Annotated in this window: 14 protein-coding genes and 1 pseudogene; 4 read left to right on the top strand and 11 right to left on the bottom strand. The window is 39.7% G+C overall.

Annotation, left to right across the window (positions count from 1 at the left end; genetic code table 11):
• Nucleotides 1-142: 142 nt before the first annotated feature.
• The gene (gene hflX / locus B9A52_RS02920) at nucleotides 143-1,408 is read left to right on the top strand and encodes a GTPase HflX (RefSeq protein ID WP_084123364.1); all 1,266 of its coding nucleotides are present in this window, start codon (nucleotides 143-145) and stop codon (nucleotides 1,406-1,408) included.
• Here hflX and B9A52_RS02915 read toward each other — a convergent pair.
• The 6 genes from B9A52_RS02915 to mazG all read right to left on the bottom strand — a co-directional run bounded on the left by B9A52_RS02915 (nucleotide 1,390) and on the right by mazG (nucleotide 6,508).
• Nucleotides 1,390-2,790, bottom strand: a complete 1,401-nt coding sequence (locus B9A52_RS02915; RefSeq protein WP_084118895.1) for a methyltransferase RsmF C-terminal domain-like protein — start codon at nucleotides 2,788-2,790, stop codon at nucleotides 1,390-1,392. The genes hflX and B9A52_RS02915 overlap by 19 nt on opposite strands.
• Nucleotides 2,791-2,819: 29 nt before the next feature.
• The gene (locus tag B9A52_RS02910) at nucleotides 2,820-3,635 is read right to left on the bottom strand and encodes a CHAD domain-containing protein (protein WP_084118894.1); all 816 of its coding nucleotides are present in this window, start codon (nucleotides 3,633-3,635) and stop codon (nucleotides 2,820-2,822) included.
• Between the two features lie 107 nt (nucleotides 3,636-3,742).
• Entirely contained in the window at nucleotides 3,743-4,660 is a 918-nt protein-coding gene (locus tag B9A52_RS02905) for a hypothetical protein (protein ID WP_084118893.1), read from the bottom strand.
• A 213-nt stretch (nucleotides 4,661-4,873) separates the two neighbouring features.
• Complete coding sequence (locus tag B9A52_RS02900) at nucleotides 4,874-5,191, bottom strand: nucleotidyltransferase domain-containing protein (protein WP_084118892.1); 318 nt, start codon at nucleotides 5,189-5,191, stop codon at nucleotides 4,874-4,876.
• Nucleotides 5,192-5,201: 10 nt separating this feature from the next.
• Entirely contained in the window at nucleotides 5,202-5,606 is a 405-nt protein-coding gene (locus tag B9A52_RS02895; protein ID WP_157370046.1) for an HI0074 family nucleotidyltransferase substrate-binding subunit, read from the bottom strand.
• 101 nt (nucleotides 5,607-5,707) lie between these two features.
• Entirely contained in the window at nucleotides 5,708-6,508 is an 801-nt protein-coding gene (gene mazG / locus B9A52_RS02890; protein WP_084118890.1) for a nucleoside triphosphate pyrophosphohydrolase, read from the bottom strand.
• A 71-nt stretch (nucleotides 6,509-6,579) separates the two neighbouring features.
• Here mazG and B9A52_RS02885 point away from each other — a divergent pair, with 71 nt between their 5' ends.
• The 3 genes from B9A52_RS02885 to B9A52_RS02875 all read left to right on the top strand — a co-directional run bounded on the left by B9A52_RS02885 (nucleotide 6,580) and on the right by B9A52_RS02875 (nucleotide 9,525).
• Nucleotides 6,580-6,810, top strand: a complete 231-nt coding sequence (locus B9A52_RS02885; protein ID WP_084118889.1) for a hypothetical protein — start codon at nucleotides 6,580-6,582, stop codon at nucleotides 6,808-6,810.
• Between the two features lie 62 nt (nucleotides 6,811-6,872).
• A complete protein-coding gene (glmM, locus tag B9A52_RS02880; protein WP_084118888.1) occupies nucleotides 6,873-8,264 on the top strand; it encodes a phosphoglucosamine mutase in 1,392 nt (463 codons plus the stop codon).
• A 118-nt stretch (nucleotides 8,265-8,382) separates the two neighbouring features.
• Nucleotides 8,383-9,525, top strand: a complete 1,143-nt coding sequence (locus B9A52_RS02875; protein WP_084118887.1) for a cysteine desulfurase family protein — start codon at nucleotides 8,383-8,385, stop codon at nucleotides 9,523-9,525.
• Nucleotides 9,526-9,722: 197 nt separating this feature from the next.
• Here the strand turns inward: B9A52_RS02875 and B9A52_RS02870 are convergent.
• The 5 genes and pseudogenes from B9A52_RS02870 to B9A52_RS02850 form a co-directional block, all read right to left on the bottom strand.
• Nucleotides 9,723-10,996: pseudogene (locus B9A52_RS02870) on the bottom strand (TRAP transporter large permease).
• A complete protein-coding gene (locus tag B9A52_RS02865; protein ID WP_084118886.1) occupies nucleotides 10,993-11,451 on the bottom strand; it encodes a TRAP transporter small permease in 459 nt (152 codons plus the stop codon). Before B9A52_RS02865 ends, B9A52_RS02870 begins: the two are co-directional and overlap by 4 nt.
• Before the next feature lie 416 nt (nucleotides 11,452-11,867).
• A complete protein-coding gene (locus B9A52_RS02860; RefSeq protein ID WP_084118885.1) occupies nucleotides 11,868-12,851 on the bottom strand; it encodes a TRAP transporter substrate-binding protein in 984 nt (327 codons plus the stop codon).
• 797 nt (nucleotides 12,852-13,648) lie between these two features.
• Nucleotides 13,649-16,117: a bifunctional UDP-N-acetylmuramoyl-tripeptide:D-alanyl-D-alanine ligase/alanine racemase gene (locus B9A52_RS02855; RefSeq protein ID WP_084118884.1), complete on the bottom strand. Its 2,469-nt coding sequence runs from the start codon at nucleotides 16,115-16,117 to the stop codon at nucleotides 13,649-13,651.
• A 23-nt stretch (nucleotides 16,118-16,140) separates the two neighbouring features.
• Nucleotides 16,141-17,205, bottom strand: coding sequence for a lysylphosphatidylglycerol synthase transmembrane domain-containing protein (locus tag B9A52_RS02850; protein ID WP_084118883.1), 1,065 nt, complete (start codon nucleotides 17,203-17,205; stop codon nucleotides 16,141-16,143).
• Nucleotides 17,206-17,208: the final 3 nt, after the last annotated feature.

Here is a 17,208-nt window from a genome sequence, read left to right as displayed (position 1 = left end):
TTCAATCCGCATATTATCAATATTTTGGAATAATTGCCCAAATATAAGGCTTATTGCCAGTAGCTTGGTAAATTTGGGTCAGAGAATCAGTGATGGAACTAATTATTCACATCTGCCATTCTTCAAATACAAACAAATATCCATGAGTAAATATTCCAGAAAGCTTCAAAAATTATATGATACGGCCCCTGTTCAGGAAACGGCAGTCTTGGTAGCCTTGATCCGACAAGGTCAGACCGACTTCCAGGTATCTGAATATTTCGACGAACTTTCATTTCTTACCGAAACCCTTGGAGCCAAGACAGTACATAAGTTTACCCAAAGATTGGAGAAACCGGATGTACGAACTTTTGTGGGTAGCGGAAAGCTGGAAGAAATACAATCCTATGTGGAACATTTTGCTGTGGACATGGTGATTTTTGATGATGATCTTTCTCCTTCACAAATGAGAAATCTGGAAAATGAACTGAAAGTCAAAGTTTATGACCGTTCCTTATTGATCCTCGATATATTCCTGAACCGTGCCCAGACTGCTCAAGCCAAGACACAGGTCGAGCTTGCCAGGTTTCAGTACCTATTGCCAAGATTGACAAGAATGTGGACCCACTTGGAGCGTCAGAGAGGTGGTACCAGTACTCGTGGAGGTGCCGGTGAAAAGGAAATAGAGACAGATAAAAGAGATATCAGGAATAAGATCTCTTTGTTGAAAAACAAGCTTGAAGAAATTGAAAAGCAAGGAGTAACCCAGCGGAAGAGTAGAAAGGGGATTGTGAGGGTAGCACTTGTGGGGTATACCAATGTGGGGAAAAGTACGCTGATGAATTTGGTGACCAAATCTGAAATTCTTGCAGAAAATAAACTCTTTGCTACTGTCGATTCCACAGTCAGAAAAGTGGTATTGGATAACATACCTTTTTTGCTGTCTGATACTGTAGGCTTTATCAGAAAATTACCGACTCATTTGATAGAATCATTCAAATCTACTTTGGATGAAATCAGAGAGGCTGAATTATTGGTACATGTGGTGGATATTTCACATCCTGGTTTTGAAGATCATATTGCTGTAGTCAACAATACACTCAATGAATTGGGTGCGGGAGATAAACCCATGTTGCTTGTGTTCAATAAAATCGATCTGGTACCCAAAATGCCTACTGAAGAGGAAATGCAATACATGACAGAACTTGAAGTGGAGGAAAACAATTACCTTGATTTCGAGAAATTGTCAACAGCTTACACAAAAAAAACCGGCATAGCCCCGGTATTCATGGCGGCCCATGACGGGACCAATTTGGAAGAATTCAGAAAGGCCTTGATTAGAGAAGTAAAAAAGCAGCATATGAAAATGTATCCTCATTATCTTGAAAATGAGGTGATTGATATGTCTGTTTACAAGGATTTGGAATGATCCTGCATTCTAATCCTCCATTCCTTTGGGTAATAATTATTGATTCTGTTTCCCAGATTTTTTATCCATCCAAGAGGGGTTTTGTGATAGGTGACCAGAATCCAGCCTTCGGGTAAACCTTCTATTTCAAAGTCATCTTTTCTCAGAAATTGAAGGGACTGTTTCAGATCCAAATCAAAGGTCTCGAATCCGGTTTTTGGTAAAATGCTAATAGCAAACTCGTGGTTTGGGATAAATTGCTGCTTATTATATTTGCCCAATTCCACACCAAAATATTTGATATTCAAATAGCGGGTGAGGTATTCAAAGTGTTGTTGATACTTGGAGTTGATCCAAAAAAAACTGTCCTGCAAATTGTAAAAACTGCTTTCTTTTTCCAGTCCAAGATTCTCAATCAGCTTTTGGCTTTCCTGTTTCCCCACAGCCTTGATAAATGGATGTTTGAAATCCTTCGATTTTTTTGGTTCGTGTACCAAAGCATCATTTGGCCGCTTGAATACCGTTACAAAAAAACCTTCTCCTTCCACTAAGTGTGGATAAAACCTATAGCCGTAAAAATTTCCATCTTCTGTTTCAATGGTAGTTTCTTTTATTCCCCAGTCAGGTTCCAAAGGAATTCTGACAGGCTCATAAGCATATTCCGAACAGACAAATCGGACTATGTCCTCATTTTCTTTTTCATTGAAAGTACAAGTGCTATAGATCAGATATCCACCGGCTTTTGTCAACGCACCTGCCTGATCCATTATTCGTTCCTGTCGGGCAGCACAGAGATTGACATGTTCTTCCGACCATTCATTTCTGGCTTCAGGGTCTTTTCTGAACATCCCTTCACCCGAACAGGGCGCATCCACCAAAACCAAATCAAAGAATCCTTCCAAGTCCCGGAAGTGTTCAGGATCATTTTGTGTAACCAAAATATTTCCCAATCCCCATTTGATACTGTTTTCTTTGAGCACATTTGCCCTTGCTTTGATTACTTCGTTGGCTACCAGAAATCCCTCTCCCCGCAGATAGCTGCTCAAAAGGGTGGATTTCCCTCCGGGGGCTGCGGCGAGATCCAGAAAAACACCTTTCCTGGGGACTTGAACCGATTCAAGTATATGCTGTATAAACATCGAGGAAGATTCCTGAACATAATAACACCCTGCGTGGAATAAAGGGTCCAAAGTAAAGGAAGGCCTGTCTTCTAAATAATACCCATCTCTGTTCCAAGGCACTGGATTCTGTGAATTTTGGTTCTTGTAGTTCTTGGCAGGATTGACTCTAATTGATACCCTGGGGTCTTTTTCAATGGCTTTGACAAATTCCGGGAATTCATTGTTTCCGAGAAAATTTTTCATTCGGGCTTCGAAAGCTTCCGGAAGTTTGATGGGAGGCATAAAACAGGATTTTTGACAAAAATAATGTTTTATAAAGGAATGGGAGGATTATTTTGATCAGCTTCAATGGAGGAAGACGTTTTAAACACCTGCTCTTTAAAGTTTGATTTTGCATCATCAATTAAATCCATACTTTCTTTTATTGCAATTAGAAGTGGCTCTTTGAATATGGTGCCGTTCATATTTTCTTCCAACCAACTATTGGTCTTATATAAATCATGCCAGTTACCGATTTTTTCGGCAAACTGGGTTAAGTACTCTATGTTCAATTTTTTATTCCCATAGGTCTCAGGGATAAAAAGTTCTGATAAATGCAGTATTGATTTCAGACTTTTTCTGGATTCATGGAGCTGCGCGATGTGTTTTTTTCTTTGAAGATTTGTAAATGCATACTTCAGGTTAGCATTTACAAATAAGCGGAATTGTTTTTTTGTTATCGGTGAGATCTCTTTTTGAAATTCAGCAAGTTGACAGTCAAGGATTTTGCCGTATTTTTTTTGACGCTTCAGAAATTTTTCAGTTTCAATTCTGATGATCTCATTTAATCGGATTTCCAATTGTTCATTCCTTATTCCTGTTTTTTCCAGATTGAGCAGATGTAATTGGGATTCCCTGATGATTCCCGCATTTTTGAAAATTTTTCGGACAGGTTTGAATATCAATTTCAACTCATTTTTTTCAGGAAAAGTAAAAGTGTAAAGCTTCACCAATGAGTGGATTTTTTTGATCATTACCCGCATTTGATGCAGCGCAGTTGGATCTTGTTCATGGCAAAAAAGATAAAAATGCTGCTGCATATTTTTCCATCTTTCTTCAACGTATTTTTTTTGATCTTTCTTTTTCAAAAGGATATCCCGGTAGAGTAAGTGGGTGAATATACCTATTATTCAAAAAAAATTATACTTATGATCTTAAAACAAAAAGTGATTTACTGAAATTTAAAAAAGCGTTTTTATTTGCTTTTCACCGAAAAACCAACTCCAATTTGGTATCTGATTTTCGAAAAATCGAATCCCACAACACTAATTCCGCTTCTCAGATTCAATCCTTTAAAATCGAGGATGAACCCGCTTTCTACATTAGCCTGATTTAGATTGGCTGATGGTTTTTTTGCCCATTCTGTCACTTTGAAAGCTTGGTTTTCTTCAACTATTTCAACTTCCCAAAATTGTCTACTGTGATTTAAGCCAGCCCCGGTATACATCCATAACGGTTTTTTGATTTTCCATGTAATGCCCATAATTCCTTCAAAGATTCCCGTGTGGCTAATCCCTGTGGTTTCTGCATTTTCGTTGTCATTGGTACCTGAAACATTGCCATTATTGTTTACAGTGAGATCTCCTGCTCTGGTAAAGATTGCCGAATTGCCCCTGATTACCATATAAGTTCCAATACCGCGGTGATTGATACTTCCAAAAGAAAATCCTAATGGGGTAATGGGGTCATAAATATAGCTGTAAAAGAACCTGTCGATTTTTCTCAGAGGAACAAATCCCGGAGCTAAATTTTCATATTCATTTTTTTGTTTAGTTGTTTTTCCGGAAAGGGAGCCAATCTTTTTTTCCAATTCAAAGACTTTGATATAAAGGTCCTCCTGATCCATTTTTTTGACTTGCTCCAAATAAGGTTTTGCCATTTTGATTTCACCAAGATTGACCAAGGCAAGAGCTGAATAATAATATCCTTCTCCCCGGTCTACATCCATACGGATTTGGTTTTTTGCCAATTCCAGTACCTGTATCCAGTCTTCCTGAGTTATGGAAAGGTTGATTTCTTTATCTAATTTGAAGAAACCAGTTTGTTGGGAATAAGCTGAAAACGAAGCCAACAAAAGAAAGAATGCAAAAGCCACAAGGGCAAAACTTTTCATGAGAGTTAATTCTGATACAGTAAAAAAACACTGCAATGATTGAAGAGATAGATTTGGGTGATTTTTCTTGAAAATCAACCCTATTTACCACTGAAATGAGAAATAAAAAAGAAAAAATCAGAATAAAATTTCGATGCTAAATTAATCCTTTTCAGAGATAAAAAAGTGCAGGTTCTGAAGGTGAAAAATCAAGTCTTTAAGGTTCTCCAAGTTTTATTTTTCATAAAAGGACTTCCCAACTCTTTCGATGTGATCTATAAATTCCGGATGTTTTAGCTTAGAAAAATTTACAAGATCAACAAAATAAGGTAGGGAACTATCTTCCAATTCTGATTTGATTTTCATGATGGTTGTATCAGAAACCCCGGTGTTCATGATTGCCAGATCTATATCACTTCCGGGTTTTTGGGTGCCTTTTGCCCTACTCCCAAAAATATAGACAAGTTGGATCTCGGAATATCTATCAAAGATTTCAAAAATTGTATTTAAATCCCTGTCTTTCAATCCGAATTTATCCGTGATAATTTTCATGAATTAGCTATCAATAATTGATTTCAGTTTTAAAGAATGCCAAGAGTTTTTCCAATGCCGGAAAAACATCGTCCATTAGTTTTTCCTCAGACTCTTCGAATTTTTCCCCGCTATAATCATGGGAAAGCTCATTTCTAATATTTAATCCATCAATCAATTCCTGGGCATAGTCAATCAATCCTGATTGTTGGGCCTGTCTAAATGTATCTTTTGGTGAAGGTTTGAAAACAAACCCTTTTTCTTCAAGATAGTCCTTCATCACTTTCCATGATAGATCTATTGTGAATTCAAAACGCAGAATAAGCCCATTACGCTCCAATTCATTCAGATCCTTTTGTTCAACAGCTTCTTTGAGCCTGGAGAAAGCGATTTCGTAATTCTGAAACCGCTGTACCCACCTGATGTCTTTTGCCATATTTGAATTGAAATTCACACTCAATTTACCAATTGAAATATCCTTAATATCCAATATCAATAAATTTCCAATTAATTTCAAACTGCACTTCTTTCACACGATTATATTTTTTTAGCCTCCTCCCAATACACATCCATCTCGGCCAAAGTCATTTCTTCAATCATTTTCCCGGATTCTTTGGCTGCTTTTTCCAGGTATTGGAAGCGTTTGATAAATTTCAGGTTGGTGCGTTCCAAAGCTTCTTCTGGATTGATCTCGATAAACCTGGCATAATTGATCAAGGAAAACAGCAAATCCCCAAACTCACCCGAAGCCCTTTCTTTGTCCATTTCGGCATCGTCTGCTGCATTGAAGGCTTCTTTGAATTCCTGCATTTCCTCTTCCACTTTTTCCCATACCTGATATTTTTCTTCCCAATCAAATCCAACTCCACGGGCTTTTTCCTGTATCCGCATAGCTTTGATCAGGGCAGGCAGGGATTTTGGAACCCCACCAAGTACAGAAGTATTCCCTTTTTCCTGAAGTTTGATTTTCTCCCAATTCTGTTTTACTGTTTCCTCATCCTCAGCTTTGGTGTCTCCATAAATATGGGGATGTCTACGGATCAGTTTTTCGCAAAGGCTATCAATTACTGTCCCGATATCAAAGGAGTTTTTTTCGGAGCCTATTCTGGCATAAAAAACAATATGCAACAGGATATCCCCCAATTCTTTTTTTATTTCATTGAGGTCATTTTCAATGATGGCATCAGACAATTCAAAGGTTTCTTCAATAGTCAGGTGCCTCAAGCTTTCCAAAGTTTGTTTTTTGTCCCAAGGACACTGCTCCCGTAGCTCATCCATAATGGTCAAAAGTCTATCAAACGCTTCAAGTTGGGATTTTCTGGAGGATAATTCAGACATATGCGGGGAAACTAATCGTAAGGTGAGGACGTTTTGAAAGTATTACGTAAATTTGCGCAAATTAAATTGATATGGCAACCTTGTACTTGACTTTAGGCTTTCTGGCATTATTCTTTATTTTGATGTCTGTTAGGCTAATATTTCTGAAAAACGGTGAATTCAAAGGCACCTGTGCTTCACAGAATCCCTATCTTAACAAAGACGGGGGAACTTGTGGCTATTGCGGCAAAACCGTGGATGCCAATAGTTCCTGCGGAAATCCCGACAATGAAGTGGATAAAGTCATGGCCAAATTCAAATAACCAAACCAGTTTTTTATTCCTGACTTGTCAGGATTTTTCTATTTTAACTTAACCGTTTTCTTGTGGCATTAATTAAATCTATTTCAGGCATTCGTGGCACCATAGGTGGGAAGCCAGGTGAAGGTCTTACTCCATTGGACGTTGTAAAATTTACTTCGGCTTATGGTTCTTGGGTGATCAATCATACACAAAACCCAAAAGTGGTCATCGGTAGAGATGCCAGGATTTCTGGCGAAATGGTATCAAAGCTCGTCTCTGCAACGCTGCAGGGTCTTGGCATTGATGTCATCGATCTCGGTCTCAGTACAACTCCCACTGTGGAATTGGCCGTGCCCTTGGAAAAAGCAGGTGGAGGAATTATCCTTACAGCAAGTCATAATCCCATTCAGTGGAATGCGCTGAAACTTTTAAATGATAAAGGGGAATTTATCTCTGATCTGGAAGGGAAAGCGATCCTTGAAAGCGCCGAAAATGAAGATTTTTCCTTTGCCGAGGTAAGAAAAATCGGAAAATATACGGAGATCCACGATTATATTGACAGGCACGTAGCGCATGTTTTGGGGCTCAATTTAGTTGATAGGGAAGCCATTGCGGCGAGAAAGTTCAAGGTGGTTATTGATTGTGTGAATTCTACAGGAGGGATTGCACTCCCGAAGTTATTGAGAGCTCTCGGTGTAGAGGATATAGAGGAAATGTACTGTACACCTGATGGTAATTTCCCCCATAATCCGGAACCACTTCCGGAAAATCTGCGAGACATTTCTGAGAAATTGAAAAAAGGCAAGTTTGATTTAGGCATCGTAGTGGATCCGGATGTAGATAGACTCTGCTTCATGAATGAAGATGGAAACCCTTTTGGAGAAGAATATACCTTAGTGGCTGTTTCGGATTATGTACTTTCACAGACTCCCGGTAATACGGTATCAAACCTGAGTTCAACCCGGGCTTTGAGGGATGTGACAGAAAAAAGAGCTGGACAATACCAAGCAGCCGCAGTAGGAGAGGTCAATGTGGTCAATAAAATGAAAGAGACCAATGCCATCATCGGTGGGGAAGGAAACGGCGGAGTGATCTATCCGGAGTCCCATTATGGAAGAGATGCTTTGGTTGGAATCGGCTTATTTTTGACCCATTTGGCAAAATTCGGAAAAACCATTTCAAGATTGAGGGCCAGCTATCCGAATTACCATATTTCCAAAAACAAGATTGAACTTACACCGGAAATCGATGTAGATAAGGTATTGGAAGCGATCAAAAAGAAATACAGCAAACAACCCATCAATGATATCGATGGAGTAAAAATAGAATTCGATAAAGAATGGGTGCATTTGAGAAAATCAAATACAGAACCCATCATCAGGATATATTCAGAATCTGAATCCCAAGCGACCGCTGACCACTTGGCCAAAAAAATTATGCAGGATATCAAGGAAGTGGTCACAAGTTCAAAATGATTCATGTTGATCCTTTGTAGGGACACAAACAAAGACTTATAATGGATCAAGTTGATAAATCGTTTGAAAACCTTTCAGGTTTATAGATAGCAACCTAAGCCCAAATAAAACAAAACGAATGAGAGTTTATTTAGACAATGCCGCTACAACTTCCATGGATGACCGGGTGGTTGAAGCTATGATTCCTTTTATGAAAGAGCATTATGGGAATCCATCTTCTGTCCACAGTCATGGGAGACAGGTAAGGTCTGCCATTGAAAAGGCGAGGAAAAAAGTTGCGGAATTGTTGAATGCATCTCCAGCTGAAATCTTTTTTACTTCAGGAGGAACCGAAGCGGACAATACAGCGATTGTTTGTGGTATTGAAACCCATGGGATCACCCATGCCATTACTTCTCCTATAGAACACCATGCGGTTTTGCATACTTTGGAGGAATGTGCCAAAAAGGGAAAAGTAAATTTAAGTTTGGTAGAGGTTAACGACAAAGGAGAAATCAACCTGAACCACTTACACGAGCTTTTGCGGCAAAATCCGAAGTCAATGGTTTCCCTCATGCATGCCAACAATGAGATAGGAAACATCAATGACCTGAGCACCATAGGAAATATGGTGAAAGAGTATGAGGGATTTTTTCATTCTGATACCGTTCAAACCATGGGGCACTATGTTCATGACCTGAAAAATCTCCCCGTTGATTCCATAGTGGCAGGAGGGCATAAATTCCACGGTCCTAAAGGTTCAGGATTCCTATATGTCAGAAAAGACAAAAAAATCCATCCCTTTATTTATGGAGGTGGTCAAGAACGAAATATGCGTGGTGGGACAGAAAACGTGATCGGAATAGTTGGAATATCCAGGGCGTTGGAATTGGCCTATGAGGATATGTCAGGACATCAATCACACATCGAAGGCTTGAAAAATCACTTTATCGAATTATTGAAAAGCCATATTCCGGGAGTTGAATTCAATGGGCTGTCAGAATATTCTGACAAAAGCCTTTACACTGTATTAAATGTAAGCTTACCGCCTTCTGAAGAAAACAGGGGAATGTTGTTGTTCAATTTAGACTTACACGGTGTCTCAGCATCAGGTGGTTCTGCCTGCAGCAGTGGTGCTACAGTTGGTTCTCATGTTTTGAGGGCATTGAATCATGACAATGAAAGAGAATCAGTCAGGTTTTCATTCAGTAGATTTAATACGAAGGAGGAGATTGACTATACTGTTGACAAGTTAAAGGAATTGTACAGTATCACAGTATAGGATTCTGTCTTAAATTTTCGATTTGATGGAACGCTGATGACGCAGATTTGGCTGATTTCCGCTGATTTATTAACCTGAGTGGATGAGCAAAATCAGTTTCATCAGAATTAAAGTACAGTAGTTTTCAATTTCTTCAATTATGCCTCCTATTTTTAAACATGAAAAACGTAACTCAAACTTTCATTTTTCATGGTAAATCAATCATAAAACAATCCCGGTAAGAACAGCGATATCTCAGGAATGTAGGTCACCAAGAGCAAGACAAACAGACTGACCAACAAAAACGGCAATCCGGCTCTGCTGATTTTTTCCAGGGAGATTTTGCCGATGCTTGAAGCCACAAACAGGCAAACCCCAACCGGCGGGGTAGTCAGTCCGATCACCAAGTTCATCACCATGATCATGGCAAACTGAATGGGATCAACTCCTACATGAAGTGCTACTCCCAATAAAACAGGAAATAAGATTAACAAGGCAGCAATGGTTTCCATAAATGCCCCTACAATTAAGAGTAAGATATTGATCATCAATAAGATCAAAATCTTATTTTGGGTAAGGTTCAGTAAACTTTCTGCAATCAGTTGCGGGATTTCCTCGACGGTCATAATCCAGGCAAAGAGATTTGCAAATCCCACCAATACCATCAGCGAAGCCGTCATCTTCGCTGATTCCAAAATGATTTTAGGCAACATGCCCACTTTCAATTCTCTATATACCAACAATCCGATTACTATTGCATAGACGACTGCAACTATTGAAGCTTCGGTAGGGGTGAAAACACCACCAATGATCCCAAACAAAATCAATAGGGTCATCAAATGGCCCAAAAAGCCTGATAAAAACTTTTGGCCATGGTCAGAAAGGGAACTCGTTTTTTCTTGGGATATTTTCTTTTGACAGAAATAATATAGGTCACCAGCATCAATCCCAAACCCAACAACAAGCCGGGAATAATCCCTGCTATAAAAAGTTTCCCAACAGACAATCCTGTCAATGTTGCTGCAATGATCATCGGCAAACTCGGCGGGATAATAGGGCCAATCGTGGAGGAAGTTGCCGTGACAGCACAGGAAAAATCAGTATCATAACCTTCTTTTTCCATTGCAGGAATCATCACCGAGCCTATACTCGCAGTATCTGCGATTGCAGTTCCTGATATCCCACCAAACAACATGGAAGCCCCGACATTGGCCAAGCCCAATCCACCCCGGATATGCCCCAGAATGGCATTACAAAAAGCGATGATCCTTCCTGTAATGCCACTGGCATTCATCAGGTTTCCTGCAAGGATAAACCCCGGAATGGAAAGAAGGACGAAAACATCAATTCCCGCATACATTTTCTGGGGAATGACAATCAGTGGGAGATCCGAAAAGAGGATATATACAAAAGCAGACAATCCCAAAGAAAAGGCGATGGGTATACCCAAAAGTAACAACAACAGAAATACAATAAAAAGGATCAGGATCATGTTGATTTTTTAAGGTTTAAAAATATCTCAAAAGCAGCATAAAGCATCACCAAAAATCCCATGCAGGTCATAGAGAAATAGATGAAACCCATATTGATTTTCAAAGAGGCGGAATTCTGAAGGGTGACTATTTTTACCAATGGAAGGCTATATATAAACATTGTTCCCATCAACAGGATTATGGCGGATAAAATCAGGCTGTCCATAATTAACTTACCCTTGGGAGAAAGTCGGTCCAGTAAACTGCTGACATTGACATAAGCCCGTTCTTTGATTGCCAGCCCTGCACCTAGGCTGACCATATAAATAAAACAAAATCTAGCCAACTCCTCAGTCCAATGCGGCGACCATGGCAATGCATACCTTGCCACCACCTGTATAATCACCGTTATGATCATCAGGACGAAGCTTATTATAACTGCCCATTCCAGGGTTTTATCTAAGGTTTGTTTCATTTTTTTGAGACCTGAGACGTGAGATATAAGATGTAAGACTTGGCTCATTTGAGCTATTAGGATGAGGTTAAACCCTGATGGGTTTTAGAGACGGTGGAGACATTCAGGAAATATTGGGGCATATAAGTCATTCATTTTCATTGTCAATTCCTTAATCAAGAGAAATCCAATATCACAGTTTTCGGGTTTATAGACTTCTCTCCACGATAATTATCGTGATCGAGGTAAAAAGGATAGGTCTTCTTAATTCTAGAATGTTTTTCCTAATTCGTTTCTTGTTTCTAAACTCCCAACTTGACTCTTACATTTCAATCAAACCCCATTGTCTTGATTCCCCGATACTCGGGGCAGGCTTTGGTTCTTGATTCTTGGCTCTATTTTCTCAGCTCTCGCTTCTCGCCTCTAATCTCTTGCTTCTACTCAACCTCCTGAACTCTCCTATACATCCTCCGCTGTTCTTCTGTAAAATGTTCCATCACAGCCTTACCCGCCAATTCGATAAAGGCCTCTTTATCCACTTCGATAAACTCCATACCTTTATCCTTGAGAAATTGGGCATCCAATTCTTCCTGTTCCAAAAATAGCTGGTGCTCATATTCCTGCATAACTTTGGCAGATTCCAGAATTATGTTTTGCAAATCAGCGGGCATACTTTCGAATTTTTTGTTCCCCATTACCACATAAGCCCATCCTTTGACGTGTTCGGTTAAATTGACATATTTCTGCACTTCGTACAGACCGGCATTCCGGATCAGGGCAAAGGGATTTTCCTGTCCATGAATGGTGGACTGCTGCAGGGCAGTAAAAACTTCTGAAAAGGCCATTGGTGTGGGCTTTGCTCCCAAACCACTCCAAGTCGCAACGAAAAGAGATACATTTGGAACCCGAATTATCAGGTTTTTGAGGTCGTCAGGATGTCTTATCGGAATATTGGTGGTGAGATTCCTAGCCCCACGTTCAAACCAGGCAATGGGTTTCAGACCTGAAATATTGATAATATGCTGTTCGATTTCTTTACCTATAGGCCCACCCGCGACTTTTTGAAGATGATCGGAATCCTTGATCGCATAGGGAGTGGCACACATTATGGCCAAGGGCAAGCTCCAGTTCTCAAGGGATTCGGCAGTAACCATGATGTCCATACTACCTCCCAGGATTCCGGTGATCATATCCATTTCCTTGCCCAACTGCTCATTGGGATAGATCTTTACCAAAATCCTACCCTCAGACCTTTGGAATACCTCATCAGCAAATTTGAGTGCTGCCAAATGCCAGATATTCTGTTCATTGGCCAAATGCCCAAAGCGTAGAGTATATTCAGGTTTATTGGCACTGTCTTTTTGCTGACAGGAAAAAATACCTGTGATGAGCAATGCACACAACACAAAATTTCGGATCATTCTGAGATTTATTTTGGGCTTTTTTTCACTTGAATCCTGAATTTATCAAAAAAATCGGAATGATTGCCTGAAATCATACAGGGACTTTTGAAGGTATAAGAATCTGGTTTTGGAATATCAACAAAAAAAGTAATGAAATCAGCATAACCCTATCTACGGCAGGCAGGCGGCATCCCCAGTCATGAGGGATCTCCAGAGATACAATTAGACGGTTGAATTATTGGAAAAGAATTTAACCCTACTTTGTCAAGTTATGGAAACCTGATTTGAAAATTTTCAATAAAAATTATGTTCTGTTATTGGCTAAGGTCCCTTTAGGGACATAATATGGGTAAAAAAAAAGATCAATCGAAGGGCATTTGTGCCTTTAGGTACAACATATATCCCGTACCTAAAGGCACTAAACCCTACTAAAATCAAACTCATTCTACCCATATATAGTCCCTAAAGGGACATTTTCTTCATTCTGTAGGATTATTGAATAGAAATGTAAATTTGTAAATCCTCTTTAAATTTGACAAAGTAGGGTTAACTTTTTTAGTAAAAATCATCCTTTTCTGGAACTTTGTGAGATGTTTCTTCTTCGTTCAGCATGACGCCTGCCTGGCCTAGGTCCCGCTTCGAATGATGTGATTGGTAGTTCACACCAGTTTTAAAAATACATTCAGAATAGGAATGACGCTCTGGGAAAATAGACTCCTCCTTTGGCGGAGTGACAAGGAAAGGTTGCTTTCCATTTTGTCATGTCAATACGTTAATAAAATTTAATTTGATTGGTAATTCAACAACTCAACCCATCAATCCAAATAATACACCCTCTTCACCCTGCTGCTGATATTGGTCAGCAACTCATAAGGAATGGTTCCGATTCTATTGGCAAGTTCCTTAAGGGAAATACCGGGGCCATAGATGATGACCTCGTCTCCTTCTTTTGCATCTATTCCAGTGATATCTATCATGGTCATGTCCATGCAGACATTTCCGATCACAGGGGCCTTTTGTCCGTGAATCTCTACGAACCCTTTTCCATTGCTGAATCTCCTATCATAACCATCTGCATATCCAATTGCAATGGTAGCAATCTGCCCATCCGTTTTCATTACCCCTTTTCTTCCATAGCCAATAGTATCTCCGAGATCCAGGCGTTTGATCTGAGAAATGGTAGTCTTCAAGGTACTGATGGATCTGAGGTGCGCATCATATTTTCCGCTTACCTCCACTCCATATAATCCGATTCCTAATCGAACCATATCCATTTGATATTCAGGGAATCTAACGATTCCGGCCGAATTGAGGGCATGCCTTAAAGGGGAATAATTCAGTTTGTCAGATAGTTTTTGGGACATCATCAGAAAAGTTTCCAATTGATGCAGGGTAAAGTTGTGATGTTCTTCCTCATCAGCCCCCGCAAGGTGGGTATAAACACTTTCGATTTTAAGGTCAGGAAATTCGTGAATCAATTCCTCCAACCTTTTCAAATGCTTAGGTTCAAAGCCAAGCCTATGCATTCCGGTATCCAGATCAAGGTGTATTTTCATTCCGCTTCCCTGGCTTTTACAATATTTCCCCAATTGCTCAAAAAACTGAGGGGAATAAACCACGGGTTCAAGATTGAATTTTTCGAGTTGAAAAAAAGATTCCTGCACAGGATTGAGAACCATTATGGGCAATTTGATTCCTTCATTTCGCAGCGCTACACCTTCGTCAGTGTAGGCCACTGCAAGATAATCTGCCTTAAGTTGTTGGAGGTGATTGGCTATTTCCGCCGCACCCCCGCCATAAGCAAATGCTTTTACCATGACCATAACTTTGGTCATTGGGAGTAATTTTGTTTTGTAAAAATTATAGTTGTGCGTCAAGGAATTAAGGTTGATCTCCAGGGTAGTTCCATGAATCCTTTGTTGCAGTATATCGACAATGGATTCAAAACCGAATTTTCTGGCACCTGTTACCAAAATCAGGTCATTTTCAAAATCCCTAGTATCGATTGCTTTAAGGAGAGAATCCGTGTTTTTAAACAAAATTCCCTTTGACCCTAAATTTTTGATCAAAATCTCAATTTCACTTCCTACAGCAATGATTTTATCTATTTCATGAAAATCAACCAACCTTGCCACTTCCTGATAAACAGCTTCATTATTTCCGATTTGTAACAAATCAGAAATGATGAGGATCTTCCTTTTTTTCTGCCGTTGGGCAGCCATAAAATCCAATGCCAATCTCAATCCTGCCAGATCATTGTTGTAAGTGTCATCAATGATCAAACAAGCGTTCACCCCGGGTTTAAGGGTGAGGCGCATGTCCACAGCTTTAAGGTGGTCAAGTCCCTCCTGAATCATTTTTGGATCCATTTCCAAAACCAAAGCAGCAGTAATGGCATGTCGGACATTTTCCAGAGAAGCCTCATCTGTGAAGGGTACCAAAAAAGTGAAAATACTCATATCCGGTTTCAAGAGGAGTATTTTGGATCTCTCTTGCTCTTTTTTTACAGAAAAAGTATAATCAGCTCCGGGATAATCAGACCAACCAACTAGTTTTTCATCCGAAAATTGACTTTTAAGATATTGATGGATGGATTGATGATCTTTTCTGTAAATAATCAGTTGGCAGTTTTCAAAAAGCTTGGCTTTTTCAGATAATTTTTGCTCCATGCTTTCAAAACCCTCCTCATGGGCAGTACCGATATTGGTAAATATTCCCAGATTCGGTTTAAGCATAGCTGCCAATTTTTGCATCTCGGCGGTTTGGGAAATCCCGGCTTCCAATACCGCAACCTGATGATATGGTGAAATACCGAAAATGGATAAAGGAACGCCCACTTGACTGTTATAGCTTTTGGGACTTTTTGCCACTGCATATTGCTGACTTAAGACCTGTCCGAGCCACTCCTTGACAATGGTCTTTCCATTGCTGCCGGTGATTCCAACCAAAGGACCATCAAAAAGACTTCTTTGGTAGGCAGCAATTTGTTGCAATGCTTTTAGGGTATCATCAGCCCCAATGAAAACAATTTCTGAATCAATTCCGGGATTCAGTTTAAAATCTTTTTTGACCAAAAAGCAACGAATTCCCGCTTCAATTACTGTTGGGATAAAATCATGACCATCAAATTTGGCCCCCTTTAAGGCTATGAATAAAGTGGCATAAGGCTGTAGAATATTGCGTGAGTCTATTGCCACCTGATGGATCAAAGCGTCTTGATTCCCGGACAAAACCTGACCATTTATTATTTCACAGATTTGATGTGCCGTAAGGGGTTGGATCATTTATCAAATGTATGTATTTGGTTTTACTCTTCTTTTTCATCCTTTTTCACAAAAAATACCTGCTTGATCCATCTTGGTAGGAATATCGCACCTAGCAATAGGTATGGATAATAAGAAAGCATCCTCCATAGTATACTTGTGACAAAGGTGTAACCGGTAAGGAATTCAGCAAAGAACTGGGCAAAAAAGAACTCGGCAGTACCACTGCTTCCCGGTGTTGGGGATATCATCATGACAATCCACATGATGACCTGCCTGGCAAAGATAATGATATGTTCTTGGACGTCAAGGGATTCATATGCTCCGATGAGGGCGTTCAACATCAAGTACCGTGAGCTCCAAATGAATATCGTAGCCAATATTACAGGCGCCCAAAATTTCAGTTTCCGTCCCTTCAATTCTTTGGAAGCCTCTATGATTTGATTCCCGTATTCATTGGCCGAATGTTTCCATTTTTTGAGCCATCTGATCGAATATAGCTTCAATAATATCGATTTAAAAACCCTTGGTCTGTAAAACAATGCCGCTGCCATTACCAGAGAATAAAGGGCATACATGGTATAACTTGCCCAAAATAAAACTTCCAGGCTTCTTCCGAGCTTCATTTCCATTACCCTGCTGGTTGGAAATATATTTCCTTTTGCAAAAAATAAAATAATCGGTGCCCCGATCACAAAGAACAGGTTGTCCAGTATTGCAGTCACCATGACAAAAGCAATGGCTTTCCCTAATTTGATGCCTTCTTTGTTCAGAATAAATATGGCTACGGCTGTTCCACCGACTACAGAAGGGGTGACTGCAGATGCAAATTCCCAAAGAATGATGACGTAAATAGCTCTTGTCCAAGTAAGATGCCTGTCGGTTATTTCTCTGATCCTATAAACATATCCTGCATCTCTGCCAAGTATAACCAATATGGCAATCACTATACCCCATGCAGAAGCATCGAAAACACCCTTTAATGTTTTTGCATTGATATTGGGATCAAGGTAAAACATAAAAAAAACTATGCCCAAGCCTATCAAAACCGGAACCCAAACCTTATTGGGGTTAAGGGTTTCGAAAATCTTCTTGTTATCTAACTTCATATC

The sequence above is a fragment of the Aquiflexum balticum DSM 16537 genome (genome assembly GCF_900176595.1).
Lineage (GTDB): Bacteria > Bacteroidota > Bacteroidia > Cytophagales > Cyclobacteriaceae > Aquiflexum > Aquiflexum balticum.
This window is presented reverse-complemented; position numbering and strand designations above follow the sequence as displayed.